Source organism: Streptomyces sp. ITFR-21, assembly GCF_031844685.1.
GTDB lineage: Bacteria > Actinomycetota > Actinomycetes > Streptomycetales > Streptomycetaceae > Actinacidiphila.
On sequence record NZ_CP134605.1, the window covers coordinates 6,729,745 to 6,747,547 of the forward strand.

Genomic DNA, 17,803 nt, shown 5'->3' on the forward strand with positions numbered 1-17,803 from the left:
AAGCGGGTGCCCCGCTCGGGGCAGCGGCACCGGGCGATCAGAAGACGCTCTGCCGTCGACGAGATCGGTCAGCCGGCTCTCTCAGCCGCTCACACCGTTCATGACGGCGCCTTTCCTGTGCGCCGCGAGCGCGGTAGTGCGAAGTGCGAAGAGCCCGCCGCCGGCCAGGACCGCGGCGACGCCGCTGGTGGCGAGCGAGGTGGCGGGGCGCCGCCTGCCGCGTCGCGGGCTGAGAAATCCGGCGGTGCTCTCGTCGGCGGTGCCGGGCGGACCGGTGCTGGACGTGGTCGGCCCCTTCTCACCCGCCGTGCCGCGGGCTACTATCGCAAACGCCATGGGAGCGCTCCCATGCCTGTTCGTCCGCGAGCTCCCAGGCAACCGTCCACCCCCCCACCACCGCGCCTGCGGGCCCGTACAGGGTTCGCCGCGTGCGGAGAGGACGTCTCATGCTCCGTAAACCCCTTGCCGCGCTTGTCGCGGCACTCAGCCTGATCGGCGGCGCTGTCACCGTCGCCTCGGCCACCGCCGCGGCGACGGGCACAGCCGCCGCCGCGGCGGTCTCCCCGCAGGCCGTCGCCGACACCTACACCTGGAAGAACGTCCAGATCGGGGGCGGCGGGTTCGTCCCCGGCATCGTCTTCAACCAGTCGGAGAAGAACCTCGCCTACGCCCGTACCGATATCGGCGGAGCCTACCGCTGGGAGCAGAGCACCGGGTCCTGGACGCCGCTGCTGGATTCGGTGGACTGGGACCACTGGGGCCGGACCGGTGTGGTGAGCCTGGCCACCGACGCGCTCGCACCGGACAAGGTGTACGCGGCGGTCGGCACGTACACCAACTCCTGGGATCCGGGCACCGGCGCGGTGCTGCGGTCCTCGGACCGCGGCACCACCTGGCAGGCGACCGACCTGCCGTTCAAGCTCGGCGGGAACATGCCCGGCCGCGGGATGGGCGAGCGGCTGGCCATCGACCCCAACCAGGACAGTGTGCTCTACCTCGGCGCGCCCAGCGGCAACGGTCTGTGGCGCAGCACGGATTCGGGTGTCACCTGGTCGAAGGTGACGGCGTTCCCCAACGCCGGCAACTACGTGGCGGATCCGACGGACACCAGCGGCTACAACAGCGACAACCAGGGTGTGGTCTGGGTGACCTTCGACCCGAGTACCGGCACCAAGGGCTCGGCGACCCGGACGATCTACGTCGGTGTCGCGGACAAGGACAACACGGTCTACCGCTCGACCGACGGTGGCACCACCTGGTCGCGGCTGGCCGGCCAGCCCACCGGCTACATCGCGCACAAGGGCGTCCTCGACGCGGTGAACGGCTACCTCTACCTGGCCACCAGCGACACCGGCGGCCCGTACGACGGCAGCAAGGGCCAGGTGTGGCGGTACGCGACGGCCACCGGCCTCTGGACCAACATCAGTCCGCTGAACGACACCGACACCTACTTCGGTTACAGCGGCCTCACCGTGGACCGGCAGCACCCGGGCACGGTGATGGTGACCGGCTACAGCTCCTGGTGGCCCGACACCCAGATCTTCCGCTCCACCGACAGCGGCGGGAGCTGGACGCACGCCTGGGACTACAGCAGCTACCCCAACCGCGACAACCGGTTCACCCTCGACGTGTCGTCCGTGCCGTGGCTGAGCTGGGGCGCCAACCCGTCGCCGCCGGAGTCCACGCCCAAGCTCGGCTGGATGACCGAGTCGCTGGAGATCGACCCGTTCAACTCCGACCGCCTGTGGTACGGCACCGGCGCCACGCTCTTCGGCACCGACAACCTCACCACCTGGGACAGCGGCGGCAAGATCACCATCAAGCCCAACGTCAAGGGCTTCGAGGAGACCGCGGTCAACGACCTGATCAGCCCGCCGACCGGCGCCCCGCTGCTCAGCGCGCTGGGCGACGTGGGCGGCTTCCGGCACGCCGACGTCACCAAGGTGCCGTCGCTGATGTTCACCCAGCCCAACCTGCCCACCAGCACCAGCCTGGACTACGCCGGGACGAACGCCGGCATCGTGGTCAAGTCCGGTAACCGGGACTCCGGTTCCACGCTGAGCCGGATCGCCTTCTCCACCGACAACGGCGCCGACTGGTTCACCGGCACCGAGCCGTCCGGCGTCACCGGCGGCGGTACGGTCGCCGCGGCGGCCGACGGCAGCCGCTTCCTGTGGAGTCCGTCCGGTACCGGCGTCAACTACACCGTGGGCTTCGGCGGTTCCTGGACCGCCTCGACCGGCATCCCGGCCGGCGCGGTGATCGCCTCGGACCGGGTGAACCCGAGTAAGTTCTACGGCTTCTCCGGCGGCACGCTCTACCTCTCCACCGACGGTGGCGCGTCCTTCACCGCCACCGCGGCCACCGGCCTGCCGTCCTCCGGCGCCGTCGACCTCAAGGCGCTGCCCGGCGCCGAGGGTGACATCTGGCTGGCAGGCGGCAGCCCCTCCGGCCTGTGGCACTCCACCGACTCCGGCACGTCGTTCACCAAGACCGCCGGCATCGACGCCGCCGACAACATCGGCTTCGGCAAGGCCGCGCCGAGCGCCACCTACCAGACGCTCTACACCAGCGCGAAGATCGGCGGAATCCGCGGGATCTACCGCTCCACCGACCAGGGCGCGACCTGGCAGCGGATCAACGACGACGCCCACCAGTACGGCTGGACCGGCGGCGCCATCACCGGCGACCCCCGGATCTTCGGCCGCGTCTACTTCGGCACGAACGGCCGCGGCATCATCTACGGCGACACCACCGACCAGGGCGGCACTTCGACCCCGCCCACCACCCCGCCGACCACCCCGCCGACCACTTCGCCCACCACTTCGCCGACCACTTCGCCCACCACCCCGCCGACCACCTCGCCGGCCGGCGCATGCTCGGTGGCCTACACGGTCACCAACCAGTGGTCCGGCGGCTTCCAGGCATCGGTCACCGTCAAGAACACCGGCGCGACGCCGGCCGCCAACTGGGAGCTCGCCTGGACCTTCCCCGGCAGCCAAACGATCACCTCGCTGTGGAACGCCGGCTACGCCCAGACCGGGGCGGCCGTCACCGTCTCCGCACCGACCTGGGCACCCTCGCTGGCCCCCGGCACGTCGGCCACCGTCGGCTTCACCGCCTCGGTGACCGGCGCGAACACCGCACCCACCGCCTTCAGCCTGAACGGCGCCGCGTGCGCGAGCGCCTGAGGGGGGCACTGTGGAGCCGGCCGGCCGGCGTCACCACCAGCCGGGCGCGTCTTGTCCGAAGAGCATCCACGGCTGCGGGCTCGGGGACGTTCACCTCGTGAAGTCCGTGCGGGGGGATTGACGCCGTCCGCGGTTCGGAGGTTAATACTAACGCCACCGTGGGAGCGCTCCCATGTTCCCACGGTGGCACCGGGCCTCGCCCCGCAACGTCCGCTGTCCGCTGTCCGTGCCCCGAGGAGCCAATCCCCCCATGACCACCCGCGCCGACGGTCGTACCGTCGTAACCCGGTCCCGCAGCCGTGCCCGCTCACTCTGCGTTGCCGCAGCCGTAGCCCTGGTCGCCGTCGCTGCCGCCGTTCCCGCGCACGCCCACACCCCCGACCACCACGGGACGCGGTCCGCGCGTCTGTTCACGCCGCCCGCCGACCCCGCGGCGAACACCCAAATCCTCGGCCTGGTCCAGCACGGGAAGCTTCTGGACGCCGCGAGGGTCCGCGCCATGACCCGCACTCCGCAGGCCGTGTGGTTCACCGGCGGCGGCACCCCCGCGGACGTCGAGGCGTCCGTGCGCGAGACGGTCACCGACGCGGCCCGGCAGCACGCCCTGCCGGTCCTCGCGCTCTACAACGTTCCCGGTCGCGACTGCGGCCAGTACTCGGCGGGCGGCGCCGCGGACACCGCCGACTACGAGGCGTGGATCGACGCGGTGAAGGCGGGCATCGGCGGCCGGCCGGCCGACGTCATCCTGGAGCCCGACTCGCTGGCCCTGCTGCCCTCGGACTGCGGAGCGGACGACGCGCAGGGCAGCAGGACCGCCGAGCGCTACAGCGAGATACGCTACGCCGTCAGCACGCTGCAGTCGGCCGCCAGCGGCGACAAGGTGTACATTGACGCAGGCCACAGCGGTTGGCACAGCGTCAACGACATCGTGCCCCGGCTCATCGGCGCTGGTGTCGACGATGCCAGCGGCTTCTACCTCAACATCTCCAACTACCGTTCAGACGACGAACTCGCCTGGTACGGCAAGCTCGTCTCCTCCTGCCTGAGCTACGTCCAGGACGGCGGCGACGCCGCCTCCTGCCCCAACCAGTACTGGGCGCCCGAGGACGCGCAGCACTGGCTCGACGCGAACGTGCACGCCGCGCCGTCGGCGATGAAGCACTTCGTCACCGACACCAGCCGCAACGGTCAGGGTCCCTGGGTCCCGCCGACCGGCGTGTACTCCGACCCGCAGGACTGGTGCAACCCGCCCGGACGGGGCACCGGCGCCCTGCCCACCCTGAACACCGGCGACCCGTTGCAGGACGCCGGACTGTGGGTGAAGATCCCCGGCCAGTCCGACGGCCAGTGCACGCGCGGCACCGCGGGACCGAACGACCCCGAGCGCGGCTACCCCGACCCGGCCGCCGGCACGTGGTTCCCCCAGCAGGCGCTGGAACTGGTGCACAACGCCAACCCGCGCCCCCGGCTGTGACGGCGGACTTCGCCGACCGACGTCTCGACCACCTGCCCGTCCGAAGTGGCCGGACCGCTCGCGGACGCCCGCGTGATCGTCACCCCACCGGGGTCTCCTCGGCGCAATGACCGTTGTGAGGCTCCGCGCGGAGTGCCCGGACCCGCTCGGACGGGACAGCGGGAGATCGGACCCGCTCGGACGGGACAGCGGGACATCGGGTGCGGGTAGCCGTGAAGCCCCCGGCGGGAGGGTCCCAGCACGAGATCGTCCACTGGGCCGGAGGCTTCACGTCAGCCACCCGCGCTCGACGTCCCGCGTCACGTCGTGGATCACCCTGCGCGGTCGCCGGCCGTCCACCGGCGGCGGCTCTACGCCCCGCATCGTGCAGCAGCGCCGGCAGGGCGCTGGGATCGGGGGCGCGATCGGCACCGTCGACCACGACGACCACCCGGGACAGCGGCCGCTGCTCGGCCGGTGCCGCCCCGCACCGCTACCCGCTCGAAGACGACCGCCGGGTGCGGGCCCCGGGTCCGGGGCTGGGCCCGGGGTTGGGAGCCGGACTCGGGTCAGCCCGCGAGCTGGGGGTAGAGGGCCTCGGGGCCGATGGCCAGGCCGGCCTTGACCTGCTTGCTGACGTCGTCGGCGAGCACCTCGTGCCGGCCGGCCTCGACGCCTTCGAGCGTGATGCGGGCGACCTTGGCCGGGTCGGACTTCTGGGCCTCGATACCGGCGGTCATGTCGGTGTCCATGTAGCCGACGTGCAGGGCGGTGACCTGGGTGCCCTGCTCGGCCAGTGCCAGGCGCAGGGCGTTGGTCACCGACCACGCGGCGGACTTGGCCGCGGAGTAGCCCCCGCTCTCGGGGGTGGTGAACCACGACAGCGCGGACAGTACGTTGACGATCGCGCCGCCGCCGTTGCGGCCCAGCACCGGCGCGAAGGTGCGGCTCACCGTGAGGCTGCCGAGGACGTGGGTCTCGTACTCACGGCGGAAGTCGTCGAGGTCGCCGTCCAGAATGCCGGCGCCGGTGTACGAGCCGGCGTTGTTGACCAGCAGCGTGACGTCCTGGGCCTGCTCGGCCGCGGCGCGTACGGAGGCGGGGTCGGTGACGTCCAGCGTCAGCGGGATCGCGCCGGGCACGGTGACCTTCCTCGGGTCGCGTGCGGCGGCGTAGACCTTGGCCGCCCCGGCTTCGAGGAGCGCGTGGACGAACTGCTCGCCGAGTCCGCGGTTGGCGCCGGTGACGAGTGCGACGGAACCCCTGATCTGCATGACAGGTGCCCTTCTGTACGGGGGTGCGGAAGTCGTGTTGTCGCCGACCACTGGAAACCGATCGGTTTCAAGCAACTGTAGACCGATCGGTTTCCACTGTCGAGCCGGCGCGGTAACCTGCCTCCATGACCACCGTGACACCGGACCAGCCGACCGGCAGAAGGAAGACGGCGTCCAAGGCGGCGCCAGGGCCGCCCAGGCCGTCGTCCCGCGACCGGCTGCTCGACGCCGCGGCCGACCTCTTCTACCGGGAGGGCACCGGCGCCGGTACCGACGCGCTGTGCAAGGCCGCCGGTGTCTCGAAGCGCTCGATGTACCAGCTCTTCGACAGCAAGGACGACGTCATCGCCGCAGCGCTGGAGAAGCGGGCGCCGCTGCTGTCCGCCCTGCTCATCCCGCCGCCCGGCGCCCCGGACGCCCCCCGGGCCCGGATGCTGTACGTCTTCGAGCGGCTGGAGGAGGTCGCGGCCTCGGCCGACTACTACGGCTGCCCTTACGTGGCGACCCAGGTCGAGCTGAAGGACCCCGGGCATGTCGCCAGTGTCGTCGCCGCCCGCGGCAAGCAGGCCATGACCGACTTCTTCCTGGCCGAGGCCCGGCGCGGCGGCGCCGCCGACCCCGACACGCTGGCGCGGCAGCTGACGCTGGTCTACGACGGGGCGAGCGTACGGGCCGGTATCAAGGCGGATCCGCTGCAGGGGCTCGCGGTGGCCACCGCGGCGGCCGTCATCGACGCGGCCGGCATCAGCGCGTAGCACCGGTGGCGGCGGGCGCCGGCGCTTCCGCCGGGACCCGGCGGCCCTCCCATCGCGTGCACGCCGCCGTCCGCCGTCCGAGCGCGCTTCCCGGCCCGCGGTCCCCGTCGCGTCCCGCACCACGGACCTTACGATCCGGGTGGTCCGGTCGGCGCGCCGGCCCGGAGCGGGACGCCCGCCGGGCGACCCCACCTCCGGGTCGGTCCGGGTGGACGGCCACGACCTGCGTGAGCTGGACCTGGCCGGCTACCGCCGCGGACTCGGCGTGGTGCCTCAGGAGGCCCACCTGTTCAGCGGCACGGTCCGGGACGCCGTCGCCTACGGGCGGCCCGACGCGAGCGACGCCGAGGTGGAGGCCGCGGCGCGGGCGGTGGGCGCGCACCCCGTGGTGGCGGCGCTGCCGCTCGGCTACCTCCAGCCGGTCGGCGAGCGGGGCCGCAACCTGTCCGCCGGGCAGCGACAGCTGCTGGCGCTGACCGGTGGGCTGCCGGCCCGGCCCCGTACCGCGGCGGCGTCCGCCGGCCCGGGACAGCAGAGCCGCCCGTACCCGCCGCGCCCGCGGCGGGTACGGGCGGCTCGACGCGGGCCGGGGCGCCGGGGTCAGGCGCTCTGCTCCTGCCACGCCGCGGCGAGCAGTTCCAGGGACCGCACCCGGTCCTGGTGGTCGTGGGTGATCGTGGTGACCAGCAGCTCGTCCGCGCCGGTAGCCTGCTGGAGCACCCGCAGCCTCTCCACCACGGTCTGCGGCGAGCCCGCGAACTGGGTCTGTATCCGGTCCTCGACCAGCCCGCGCTCCTGGTCGGTCCACACGTGCGCGGCGGCCTCCTCCGGGGTCGGGAAGGGGATGGCGCCCGCACCGCTGCGGATGCTGTGCACCCACAGCCCGTACGGGGAGGCCAGGTGCCGGGCGGTCGCGTCGTCCTCGGCCACCACCACGTCGGCGGAGACCAGCACATGCGGCCTGGCCAGTGTCCGCGACGGTACGAACGCCTTCCGGTACGCCTCCACCGCCTCCAGGATCGCGGCCGGGCTGACGTGGTAGTTCGCGCCGAAGGGCAGCCCGAGGGAGCCCGCCGTTTCGGCGCTGACCCCGCCGCTGCTGCCGAGGATCCACAGCTGGAGGTCGGCGCCCTCGCCGGGCAGCGCGTGCGCCTCCAGGCCCTCCGGGGTGCGGGCGTCACCGCGGATCATCGCCTGGATCAGTTCCACCTGCTCGCGGTAGTCGGCCGGTTCCGAGCCGGGGAACTGCACCAGCTGGACGTAGCGGGTCAGCAGCGGCGACCCGATCAGCGAGCTGATGTCGAAGGGCGCCGGGATCAGCAGCCCCTCGGGCGTGGTGTGCGCCTCCTTCTTCGGCGCGGGTGCGGGCGCCGCCGCCGGTGCCGCGTCGGCGTCGCCGCCGGAGGCCGCCTTCGGCTTGGGCCGCCGGAAGCCGGAGCGGCCCAGGCCCAGGTCGATCCGCCCCGGGTACAGCGCGTCCAGCAGGCCGAACTCCTCCACCACCGACAGCGCCGTGCGGTGCCCGAGCTGTACCGCGCCGGCGCCCACCCGGATCCGCTCGGTGGCCGCCGCGACCAGCTGGATCACCAGCGCGGGCGAGATGCCCGCCACACCGGTCGCCAGGTGGTGCTCGGCCAGCCAGTAGCGCGCGTACCCGGCGGCCTCGGCCCGCTGGGCCAGGTCGACGGTGTTGCGCAGTGCCTGCGCGGGCGTGCTGCCGGACGGGATCGGTGACAGGTCGAGGATCGACAGCGGTACGGCCGGGGAGCCCGAAGCTGCGGGCACGCTCATGCGGGGCCGCCTTCCTGGGTGGTGGTGGGTGCGGCGCCGGTGACGGGCACCGGCTCGGTGAGGTGGGTCGGACCCCACGGCCACGGCGGGTCGGGGATCTCCTTGCGGAGCACCGGCGCGACGGCGGACTGGAACAGCTCCAACGACGCGCGGTGCTGGGCGTCGGTCAGTCCGCCGGCGTCGGCGTGCAGGTGGAGCACACTGTGCCCGAACTCCTCGTGGTAGCGGTGCACTTTCTCGATCACCTGCTGCGGGCTGCCGATCAGCGCGGAGCTGCGCTCGACGTAGTCCTCCAGGGTGGGGAAGACCGGTTCGAGGCCGAGCTGCCGCTGGAAGGCCAGCTGCCCCTCGAACACCGGCCGGTAGGCGGCGATCGCCTGCTGCGAGGTGGGGGCCGCGTAGTAGCCCGCGGTGCCCGCGCCGACGGTGGCCAGCGCCGGGTCGTGGCCGTAGTGCTCCCACCGCTGCCGGTAGTAGCGGACCAGCTCGGCGTACGGCCCGATCGGGTTGGTGACGTTGGCGGAGAACAGCGGGTCGCCGTAACGGGCCGCCAGGTCCACCGACTCCCGGCTGGTGGCGCTGCCGTGCCAGACCCGGATCGGCTGCTGGAGCGGCCTGGGCCACACCTCGGCGTCCTTCAGCTCCGGGCGGAAGCGGGCGCTCGCGGTGACCTTGTCCTGCCGCCAGATCCGCCGGAACAGCTCGTAGCTCTCGGCGTTGCGGTCCCACTGGTCCTCGGCGGTGACGTTGAACAGGTCGCGCTGTGCGGAGCCGTTGCCCTTGCCGATGATCAGGTCGAGACGGCCCTGCGAGAGGTGGTCCAGCGTGGCGTAGTCCTCGAAGGCCCGTACCGGGTCGAGCAGGCTCAGCGTCGTCACCGCGGTGAACAGCCGGATCCGCGAGGTCAGCGCCGCGACATGGCTGAGCACCACGGGCGGCGAGGAGGAGATGAACGGCCGCTCGTGCCGCTCGCCGACCCCGAACCCGTCGAAACCGAGCTCCTCGGCCAGCACCGCGTTGTCGAGTACCTCCCGGAACCGCGCCCCGGTGGACTTCTTCTCACCGGTCACCGGATCCGGGGAGTGCACGATCAGCGTGATGGCCAGGAACTTCACGAGGCGGCCCCCCGCTCCCCGCCTTCGGCCGGACGGGTGGCCGGCAGGCCCAGGTGGTCGCGCAGGGTGGTGCCGGTGTACTCCTGCCGGAAGACGCCGCGCTCCTGGAGCAGCGGCACCACCGTGTCGGCGAACTCGTCCAACCCGCCGGGGGTGATGTGCGGCACCAGGATGAAACCGTCGGAGGCGTCGGCCTGCACGAAGGAGTCGATGGTGTCGGCGACGGTCCTGGCGGACCCGACGAAGGTCTGCCGGGCACTGGTCCTGATGATCAGGTCCCGGATCGACAGCCCCTCCGCCTCGGCCAGCTCCCGGTACTCCCGGGCGACCGCCAGCGGGTCGCGGACCATCCGGACGCTGGCCCGGCCGCGGGCCAGGGTGTGCTCGCCGGGGTCGGGGTCGACGTCCGGCAGCGGGCCCTCCGGGTCGTACGCCGACAGGTCCCGGTTCCATACCTGCTCCAGCAGCTTGATCGCGGTCTGCCCGCTGACCTGGCCGCGCCGCACCTCGTCGGCCTTCTCCCGCGCCTCGGCGTCGGTGTCGCCGAGGACGAAGGTGGCGGCGGGCAGGATCAGCAGCTCGTCGTGGGTGCGGCCGTACTTCGCCAGCCGGCCCTTGACGTCGGCGTAGAACGCCTTTCCGGCCTCCAGCTCGGCGTGCCGGCTGAAGATCGCGTCGGCGGAGGCCGCCGCGAACTCGCGGCCCTGGTCGGAGTCGCCGGCCTGGAAGACCACCGGGCGGCCCTGCGGGCTGCGCGGCACGTTGAACCGGCCGGCGATGTCGAAGTGCTCGTCCTTGTGCCGGAAGCCGCCGGCCGACGGATCGGCCAGGAACCGGCCGGACTCCTTGTCGGCGATGATCTCGTCACCGCGCCAGGAGTCGAACAGCTCGCCGGTGGTCTCCAGGAACCGCTGCGCCCGCGAGTAGCGGTCGTCCTGGGCGAGGAAGCCGCCGCGGCGGAAGTTCTCGCCGGTGAAGGCGTCCCAGGAGGTGACGACGTTCCAGGCGGCGCGTCCGGCCGACAGGTGGTCCAGGGAGGCGAACTGGCGGGCCACCTCGTAGGGCTCGTTGAAGGTGGAGTTGATGGTGCCGGTGAGTCCGATGCGGTCGGTGACGGCGGCGAGCGCGGCGAGGACGGTGAAGGTGTCGGGGCGTCCGACCACGTCCAGGTCGTAGATCTCGCCGGCCTGCTCGCGCAGCCGCAGGCCCTCGGCCAGGAACAGGAAGTCGAACCTGGCCCGCTCGGCGGTACGGGCGAAGTGGGTGAAGGAGCTGAACTCGATGTGGCTGCCGGCGGCCGGGTCGCTCCACACCGTGGTGTTGTTGACGCCGGGGAAGTGGGCCGCGAGGTGGATCTGCTTAACGGGCTTGCTCATTGCGGTGTACGGTCCCTCCGGCTCAGACGCTCGCGGTCGCGTAGCGGTTGGCGGGCCTGGGCAGTCCGAGCAGGCCGCGCAGGGTGCCGGCCTCGTACGAGCGGCGGAACGCGTCGCGCGCCTGGAGCTCGGGCACCAGGCCGCGGGTGATCGCCCGCAGGTCGTGGTCGGCGTCGGCCGGCCGCAGCCGGAAGCCGGTCAGTCCCTCGCGCTGGAACTCCTGGAGGAGGTCGGCGAGCTGGGCCGGGGTGCCGGCGAAGATCAGGGTGTCGCTGGTGTACGGCTGGTCGAGCAGCGCGTCGAGCCGGCTGCGGCGGTCGTGCGCCGCGCTCTCGTCGTCGTCCAGGAAGACCACCACGTCGCCGAAGACGTGCAGCTGCTCGCCGGCCCGGCCGGCGGCCTCCTGCTCGGCACGGATCTCGGCGACGATGGCGGCGGCCTGCCCGGCGTCGCGCGGGGTGACGAAGCCCACGTCGGTGGAGCGTGCCACCAGCCGGTACGGCAGCGTGGTGTGGGCGAGCGCGGTCACCAGCGGCTGGCCCTGGGGCGGCCGGGGGGTGATCGAGGGGCCCTTGACGCTGAAGTGGCGGCCTTCGAAGTCGATGTAGTGCAGCTTGGCGCGGTCGATGAACCGGCCGGTGGCGACGTCCCGGATCTCCGCGTCGTCCTCCCAGCTGTCCCACAGCCGCCGGACGACCTCCACGTAGTCGTTGGCCTCGTCGAACAGGTCCGCGATCAGCTCCCGGACCGAGTCCGGCGCGGACGGGCCGAAGGCGGCCGTGGTCAGCGGCGGCAGCACCCGGCGGCCGAAGTGCGCGGCCACATGGGCCTGCGCGGCGAGCTGCACCCGCAGCCCGGCGCGTCCGGTGCTCACGTAGTCCAGGGTCGCTATCGCCTTGGACAGGTGGAACGGCTCGGTGTGGGTGGTGACCAGCGTCGGGACCAGCCCGATCCACTGGGTCAGCGGCGCCACCCGGGCCGCGACGAGCACCGCGTCGAGCCGGCCGCGCACCTGGTCGGTGCGGTCGTCGGGCTCGAACAGGTCGGCGGACTGGAGGGCGAGGGAGTCCTCGAAGGTCACGAAGTCCAGCAGACCGCGCTCGGCCTCCTGGACGGCGTCCACCCAGTAGCGGGCGTCGAACAGTTCCAGGGGCCGGGCGCCGGGCTCGCGCCAGGCGGCGGGGTGCCAGCCGGCGTCCTGCAGGGCCACGGCCAGGTGCAGCGGGGGCGGCGGGGTTGCGGACATGCGGGGTTGCCTTTCTTGATCGGCCGAGGGGCGGACGTGACCGTGCCGGACCCCGTGCGTACCTGGCGCCGATCCTCAGCGGACCCGTGCGCGGCCCTGTCAGGGAATCCGGCGCGGGCAGGCGTAGCTCAACGGTGGTGACGGAGGTGTGCGGTCGTGTCGCGGTGGGGGTGGATCAGCGACAACAGAGCGCGCCGGCCACTCGCAGCAGATCGATGTGCTGGCGTCCGTAGAGGCGCACCCGCGGACCGCGGGAGACCAGGACGCGCACGACGGCGGGGTGGAAGGAACCGGTCATGGGCGAGGGGACGCCGTGGACGGCCCGCTCATGCTGTGCCCGCACTGCCCTCACCCCCCTGTTCGGACCCGAAGGTCCATTGACGCTAACCCGCCCGCGCCACCGTGCGCAATCCCCGTCCGCCCCGCGACCTGGGGAGTCGGCCGCCCGGCCGGCGGCTCAGCCGGCCGTGGGGGCGTCGTCGGGGACCCGCAGGAAATGGAAGAGGACGTTGCGGCGCAGGGTGAAGCCGAGCGACTCGTAGAGCCGGATGGCACCGGTGTTCACCGCCGCCGCGTGCAGGAACGGGCGGTCGCCGCGCGCCTCGATGCCCGCCGCGACATGCCGGACCAGCCGGGTGGCCAGACCCTGGCCGCGGTGCTCCTCGTCGGTGCAGACCGCGCTGATCTCGGTCCAGCCCGGCGGGTGCAGCCGCTCCCCGGCCAGCGCGACCAGCCTGCCGTCCCGGCGGATGCCGTAGTACGCGCCCAGCTCGATGGTGCGCGGCAGGAACGGGCCCGGCTTGGCGCGGTCCACCAGGTCCAGCATCTCGGGGACGTCCGCCGGGCTCAGCCGCACCGCCTCCGGGTCGGCCTCGGTCCGCAGCGAGGTGGCGACCAGCTGGACCCCCTGCCCGGTCTGGCCGGTGGCCCAGCCCTCGGGCAGCGCCGGCACCCCGGCCAGCGCGAAGGAGTTGCCGGGACCGACCAGGGTGGCCAGATCGGTCCAGGCGGCGGGGTCGCGGTGGTCGGCGATGGCGACGAAGGGTGAGACGTCCGTCTGGTAGCGGGCGGCCGAGCCGACGATCTCGGCCAGCGGCCGGTGCGCCCCGGTCAGCGCGGCCCAGGCGGGGTTGTCCAGGACGGAGAGCGCGGCCGCCTCGGCGTCGTTCGGCGGCACCTGCTCGGGCGGGGGCTGAAGGCTGGTCGACATGGTCGGCTGTCTCTCCGTTTCTTGCGTACTCGTGCGGTCGCGCTCGTGGTTCTCTTCGCGCTCCGGTGCCGCCTGCCGGTCAGGCGGTCGGCCGACCGAGCGCGAACCGGTCCGCACCGGGCCTGCCCTCCACCAGATCGGCGGCGAGCTCTCCTATCACTGATGCGAACTTGAAACCGTGCCCGGAAAATCCCGCGAGCACGGTGACGGGTCCGCTGCGGTCGATCACGAAGTCGTGATCGGGGGTCGTCGTGTACAGGCAGGTGACCACCGACGGCTTGTCGGCGTCCACTCCCGGCAGCCACCGTTCGGCGTAGTCCTGGAGCGCCCGGATGGTCGCCGGGTCCGGGGTCCGGTCGTCGTGGTCGGGGTCGATGACCCGCCCGATGCCGTGGAAGCCCGCCTTCACGCCGTCGTCGCTGCCCAGCCCGTAGATGCCGTCGACGGGTTCGATGCCGGCCCCGCCGTGGTGGATGAAGGACGGCCAGGACAGCGGGTCGGCGGCCGGGAAGTGCGCGGGCTGCTCCAGGGTGACCCGCAGCGCCGGCACCCCGGCGACCAGCGCGGCCAGCGCCACCGGCGCCCAGCCGCCGACGGCGACCACCACGGAGTCCGCGCCGACCGCCTCCCCGTCGGCGGTGACCACCTCGGCCCCGGCGCCGCGGAGCGTGATCCCGCTCACCCGGACGCCGTGCCGGACCACCGCCCCGCGCCGCTCGGCGGCCCGCTGGAACGCGATGACCGCGTCGTCGGCGTGCAGCCGGCCGGCCTCCGGGTGGAACACCGCGGTGCTGTCCACCCGCAGCCCCGGCCAGCGGTCGGCCGCCTGTTCCGGCGTCACGCGCTCGACCGGCCGGCCGGCCGCCGTCAGCGCGTCGGCCAGCGCCCCGGTGGCCGGCCCGGGGCCGTGGTCGACGGCCCCGGTCAGCGTCAGCACGCCGGTGTCGGACTCCTCCTCCAGCCGCCGCCACAGCGGCAGTGCCCGGACGGCCAGACCTACGTAGAAGGGATCGGCGTAGGCCAGCCGGAAGATCCGGGAGCTGCCGTGCGAACTTCCCCGGTCGTGACCGGGTGCGAACTGCTCGAAAAGGGTGACGTCCGCGCCGCGGGCGGCGAGATGCCAGGCCGCGGACGACCCCATCACCCCGCCACCGACGACCACTACTCGGCGTGCCACGGCCTCAGCCTTTCAGGAGTTGGTGACAGGCAGGCCGGGAGGGTTGATCTCCGAGGTGGGCACTGCCTCGTTGCTGAGGTTCCAGGCGGCCAGCCACTCCTTGTACTGGCCGTTCTTGATCAGGTAGTTGAGCGCGTCCGCGAGCGGCTTGACCAGCCCGTTGTCCTTCTTGACGGTGGCGCAGATCAGCCCCTGGAGCTGGGAGCCGGCGCCGGAGTAGGTGCCGGCGTCGCGGGTGGCCAGCGGGCTGCCCGCGGTCTTGGTCACGTGGTAGGAGATGCTCGGGTTCGGCGCGAAGTAGGCGTCGATCTTGTTCGAGTTCAGTGCCAGGTAGGTGCTGTTGGCGTCCTGGAAGTACTTGACCGTGAGCTTCTTGCCCTCGGCCTGCAGCTGGCTCTGCCACTTCAGCAGGATCTTCTCCTGGTTGGTGCCCGAGCCCACCGCCACCGTCTTGCCCGCCAGGACGTGGTAGTCGCCGGTGAAGTTCCAGGTCTCGGCCTTGCGGACCTCAAGACCCAGGTTGTCCTGCCGGTAGCTGGCGAAGTCGTACTTCTCCTTGCGCTGCTCGGTGTCGGTGATGTTGGAGAAGCCGACGTCGGTCTTGCCGCTGTCGATGCCGACGAAGAGGTTGTCCCAGGTCGCGTTGTCCAGGACCGGCTTCAGACCGAGGACGGCGGCGATCAGCCGGCCGAGGTCGGGCTCGGAGCCGGTGAGGGTCTTCTGGTCGCTGCCGAGGTAGCCGAGCGGGGCCGAGCCGGCCGGCAGCAGGCCGAGGCCAATCACCAGCTGCTTGCTGTCGAGGACGTCCTTGGGCAGCTCGGCGCGGATGCTGTCCACCTGGGACACCTTGATCTCGGTCTGCTTCGCGGCACCGTTGGAGACGGCACCGACCACGACGGTGCCCTTGGACTCGGCGCCGGCCGACGACGAACCGTCGTCGCTGCCGCAGGCGGCCAGGCCCAGGGACAGGGTGGTGACGGCGGCGACGCTGAGGACGAGTCTGGAACGGAAACGGGGCATGGTGGTGATCCTCGGGTGGTTAGGGTAAGGCGGGAATGAGCGGGTCGGACGGCGTGGCTGGGTCACAGCACGCGGCTGAGGAATTCGCGGGTACGCGGATGGCTCGGATCGGTGAGCACCTGACCGGGCGCTCCCTGCTCGACCACCTTCCCGCCGTCGAGGAAGACGGCGGTGTCGGCGACCTCGCGGGCGAAGGCGATCTCGTGGGTGACGACGATGAGGGTGGTACCGCTGGTCGCCAGGTCCTTGATGACGGCCAGCACCTCGCCGACGAGTTCCGGGTCCAGTGCCGAGGTCGGCTCGTCGAAGAGGATGACCCCGGGCTCCAGGGCCAGTGCGCGGGCGATGGCGACCCGCTGCTGCTGCCCGCCGGACAGCTGCCGCGGGTAGGCGCCGGCCTTGTCGGCCAGCCCCACCCGCTCCAGCAGCGTGCGGGCCTGCTCCTGTGCTCCGGCCTTGCTCTTGCGGCGGGTCGCCACCGGGGCGGCGGCCACGTTGTCGAGCACGGTCAGGTGCGGGAAGAGGTTGAAGTTCTGGAAGACGAAGCCGATCCGGCTGCGCTGGGCGAGGATCGCCCGCTCGCTCAGCTCCTTGAGCCGGCCGCGGTGGTGCCGGACCCCGATCGGCTCGTCGCCGACACTGACATGGCCGATGTCGAGCTTCTCCAGGTGGTTGATGACCCGCAGCAGGGTGGACTTCCCGGAGCCGGACGGGCCGAGGATAGCGGTGACCTCCCCGGCCGGTACGGTCAGGTCGATACCCGCCAGCACCTGCTGGGTGCCGTACCACTTGTGGGCGTTGTGCACGGTCACCGCGACCGCGTCGGGCCGCGCGTCCACCACGGCGCGCTTCGTGGAGCCGCTCATCCGATCGATCCGATCTCGATCCGCGCCCGGAGGTTTTCCACCGCGGTGCGCAGCTTCTGCAGGGGCGTGGGCGGTACGGTGCGCAGCGCGCCACGGGAGAAGTAGCGCTCCACGTAGAACTGGATCACCGAGATGACGCTGGTCAGGATCACGTACCAGACGGTGGCCACCAGCAGCAGCGGCACGATGTCGCTGGGGTAGGTGCTGCCGAGCGTCTGCACCCGGCCGAACAGGTCGAGCAGGGAGACGTAGAAGACCAGCGAGGTGCCCTTGACCAGGCCGATCAGCTGGTTCACATACGCCGGCACGATCGCCCGCAGCGCCTGCGGGAAGACGATCCGGGTGAACTGGTAGCCGCGCGGCAGACCGAGCGCCGCCGCGGCCTCGTGCTGTCCCTGGTCGACCGAGAGTACTCCGGCCCGTACCACCTCGGCGGCGTAGGCGGCCTCGTTGAGGCTGATGCCGACGGTCGCCACCACGATGTCGGTGGCCAGCCGGGACTCGTCGAAGTGCACGAAGCCGGGGCCGAACGGCACGCCCAGGCTCAACGTGGCATACAGGGCGCTGAAGTTGTAGAGGAACAGCAGCACCACGATCAGCGGTACCGAGCGGAACAGCCAAATGTAGACCCAGGAGACCGCGCGCAGCACCGGGCTGCGCGACAGCCGGCCGAGCGCCAGCGCGATCCCGCCCAGCAGCCCCAACAGGGCGCTCCACGCGGCGACTTTGAGGGTGATCACCAGGCCGTCGAGGATGATCGGGCGCAGGAACCAGTAGCGGAAGCGGCCCCACTGGTAGAACGGGTTGGTGGCCAGGCCGTGGATGATCTGGGCGACCACCACCAGTACGACGACGGTCAGCACCCAGCGCCAGGGATGCCGCAGCGGGATCACCCGCTGGGCCGACAGTCTGTCGGGTTCCTTTTCCCCGGGGGGAGTCGACTGGTCCACGACGGTGTCCCCGGGTGGGGAGGAGGCTGCCACGGAGGCAGGAGGGGGCGGTTCGCTCATCGGAGAACTCCAGCGCGGGGCAAGGCCGTACCGCCGGCGGAAGACGTGGCCTTGCTGGGAGGGCAGGGGAGGGTGCGGTGCACCGCTTCCGGCAGGTGCGCCGGGAGCGGGACGGGCGGGGAGAAAAAGGGTCGCGCTGGGCTCACATCGACGGAGCGGATGTCAGCGGGCCGTCGGCCCGGGGCGTTCAGCCCTTACAGAGGGCGCTGTTGACGCGGAGCAGGTCGATGTACCGGGCCAGGAACGCCGAGGCACGGCCGTGGCGCCGCCACGCTGCCATACCGGGTCCTGAATACATCCCGTCACCCTCGCTCACTCT

Annotated in this window: 15 protein-coding genes and 1 pseudogene; 4 read left to right on the forward strand and 12 right to left on the reverse strand. The window is 72.3% G+C overall.

Annotated features, from left to right (window positions below):
- Window positions 1-81: 81 nt before the first annotated feature.
- Entirely contained in the window at window positions 82-336 is a 255-nt protein-coding gene (locus RLT57_RS30075) for a hypothetical protein (protein WP_311300408.1), read from the reverse strand.
- Between the two features lie 110 nt (window positions 337-446).
- On the opposite strand from RLT57_RS30075, the gene RLT57_RS30080 reads away from it, so the two are divergent.
- Window positions 447-3,191, forward strand: a complete 2,745-nt coding sequence (locus tag RLT57_RS30080; RefSeq protein WP_311300409.1) for a cellulose binding domain-containing protein — start codon at window positions 447-449, stop codon at window positions 3,189-3,191.
- Between the two features lie 250 nt (window positions 3,192-3,441).
- The gene (locus RLT57_RS30085; protein ID WP_311300410.1) at window positions 3,442-4,665 is read left to right on the forward strand and encodes a glycoside hydrolase family 6 protein; all 1,224 of its coding nucleotides are present in this window, start codon (window positions 3,442-3,444) and stop codon (window positions 4,663-4,665) included.
- 548 nt (window positions 4,666-5,213) lie between these two features.
- Here RLT57_RS30085 and RLT57_RS30090 read toward each other — a convergent pair.
- Window positions 5,214-5,918: an SDR family oxidoreductase gene (locus tag RLT57_RS30090; RefSeq protein WP_311300411.1), complete on the reverse strand. Its 705-nt coding sequence runs from the start codon at window positions 5,916-5,918 to the stop codon at window positions 5,214-5,216.
- Between the two features lie 125 nt (window positions 5,919-6,043).
- Here RLT57_RS30090 and RLT57_RS30095 point away from each other — a divergent pair, with 125 nt between their 5' ends.
- Window positions 6,044-6,673 (forward strand): TetR/AcrR family transcriptional regulator, encoded by a 630-nt coding sequence (locus RLT57_RS30095; RefSeq protein WP_311300412.1) that lies wholly within the window; start codon window positions 6,044-6,046, stop codon window positions 6,671-6,673.
- A gap of 184 nt (window positions 6,674-6,857) precedes the next feature.
- Window positions 6,858-7,148: pseudogene (locus RLT57_RS30100) on the forward strand (ATP-binding cassette domain-containing protein); the annotation flags it as partial.
- A 125-nt stretch (window positions 7,149-7,273) separates the two neighbouring features.
- Here RLT57_RS30100 and RLT57_RS30105 read toward each other — a convergent pair.
- The 10 genes from RLT57_RS30105 to RLT57_RS30150 form a co-directional block, all read right to left on the reverse strand.
- Entirely contained in the window at window positions 7,274-8,464 is a 1,191-nt protein-coding gene (locus RLT57_RS30105) for an LLM class flavin-dependent oxidoreductase (protein ID WP_311300413.1), read from the reverse strand.
- The gene (locus tag RLT57_RS30110) at window positions 8,461-9,579 is read right to left on the reverse strand and encodes an LLM class flavin-dependent oxidoreductase (RefSeq protein ID WP_311300414.1); all 1,119 of its coding nucleotides are present in this window, start codon (window positions 9,577-9,579) and stop codon (window positions 8,461-8,463) included. Before RLT57_RS30110 ends, RLT57_RS30105 begins: the two co-directional genes overlap by 4 nt.
- Complete coding sequence (locus RLT57_RS30115) at window positions 9,576-10,955, reverse strand: NtaA/DmoA family FMN-dependent monooxygenase (protein WP_311300415.1); 1,380 nt, start codon at window positions 10,953-10,955, stop codon at window positions 9,576-9,578. The genes RLT57_RS30110 and RLT57_RS30115 overlap by 4 nt, the downstream gene beginning before the upstream one ends.
- A gap of 22 nt (window positions 10,956-10,977) precedes the next feature.
- On the reverse strand, window positions 10,978-12,201 hold the full coding sequence (locus RLT57_RS30120; protein WP_311300416.1) for an LLM class flavin-dependent oxidoreductase: 1,224 nt from the start codon (window positions 12,199-12,201) through the stop codon (window positions 10,978-10,980).
- A 175-nt stretch (window positions 12,202-12,376) separates the two neighbouring features.
- Window positions 12,377-12,544 (reverse strand): putative leader peptide, encoded by a 168-nt coding sequence (locus RLT57_RS30125; protein ID WP_311300417.1) that lies wholly within the window; start codon window positions 12,542-12,544, stop codon window positions 12,377-12,379.
- A 114-nt stretch (window positions 12,545-12,658) separates the two neighbouring features.
- Window positions 12,659-13,411: a GNAT family N-acetyltransferase gene (locus tag RLT57_RS30130; RefSeq protein WP_311300418.1), complete on the reverse strand. Its 753-nt coding sequence runs from the start codon at window positions 13,409-13,411 to the stop codon at window positions 12,659-12,661.
- Between the two features lie 79 nt (window positions 13,412-13,490).
- Complete coding sequence (locus RLT57_RS30135; protein WP_311300419.1) at window positions 13,491-14,588, reverse strand: FAD-dependent oxidoreductase; 1,098 nt, start codon at window positions 14,586-14,588, stop codon at window positions 13,491-13,493.
- A gap of 12 nt (window positions 14,589-14,600) precedes the next feature.
- Entirely contained in the window at window positions 14,601-15,608 is a 1,008-nt protein-coding gene (locus RLT57_RS30140; RefSeq protein WP_311300420.1) for a transporter substrate-binding domain-containing protein, read from the reverse strand.
- A gap of 62 nt (window positions 15,609-15,670) precedes the next feature.
- Window positions 15,671-16,474: an amino acid ABC transporter ATP-binding protein gene (locus RLT57_RS30145; RefSeq protein ID WP_311300421.1), complete on the reverse strand. Its 804-nt coding sequence runs from the start codon at window positions 16,472-16,474 to the stop codon at window positions 15,671-15,673.
- Window positions 16,471-17,484, reverse strand: a complete 1,014-nt coding sequence (locus RLT57_RS30150; protein WP_311300422.1) for an amino acid ABC transporter permease — start codon at window positions 17,482-17,484, stop codon at window positions 16,471-16,473. Before RLT57_RS30150 ends, RLT57_RS30145 begins: the two co-directional genes overlap by 4 nt.
- Between the last annotated feature and the right edge of the window lie 319 nt (window positions 17,485-17,803).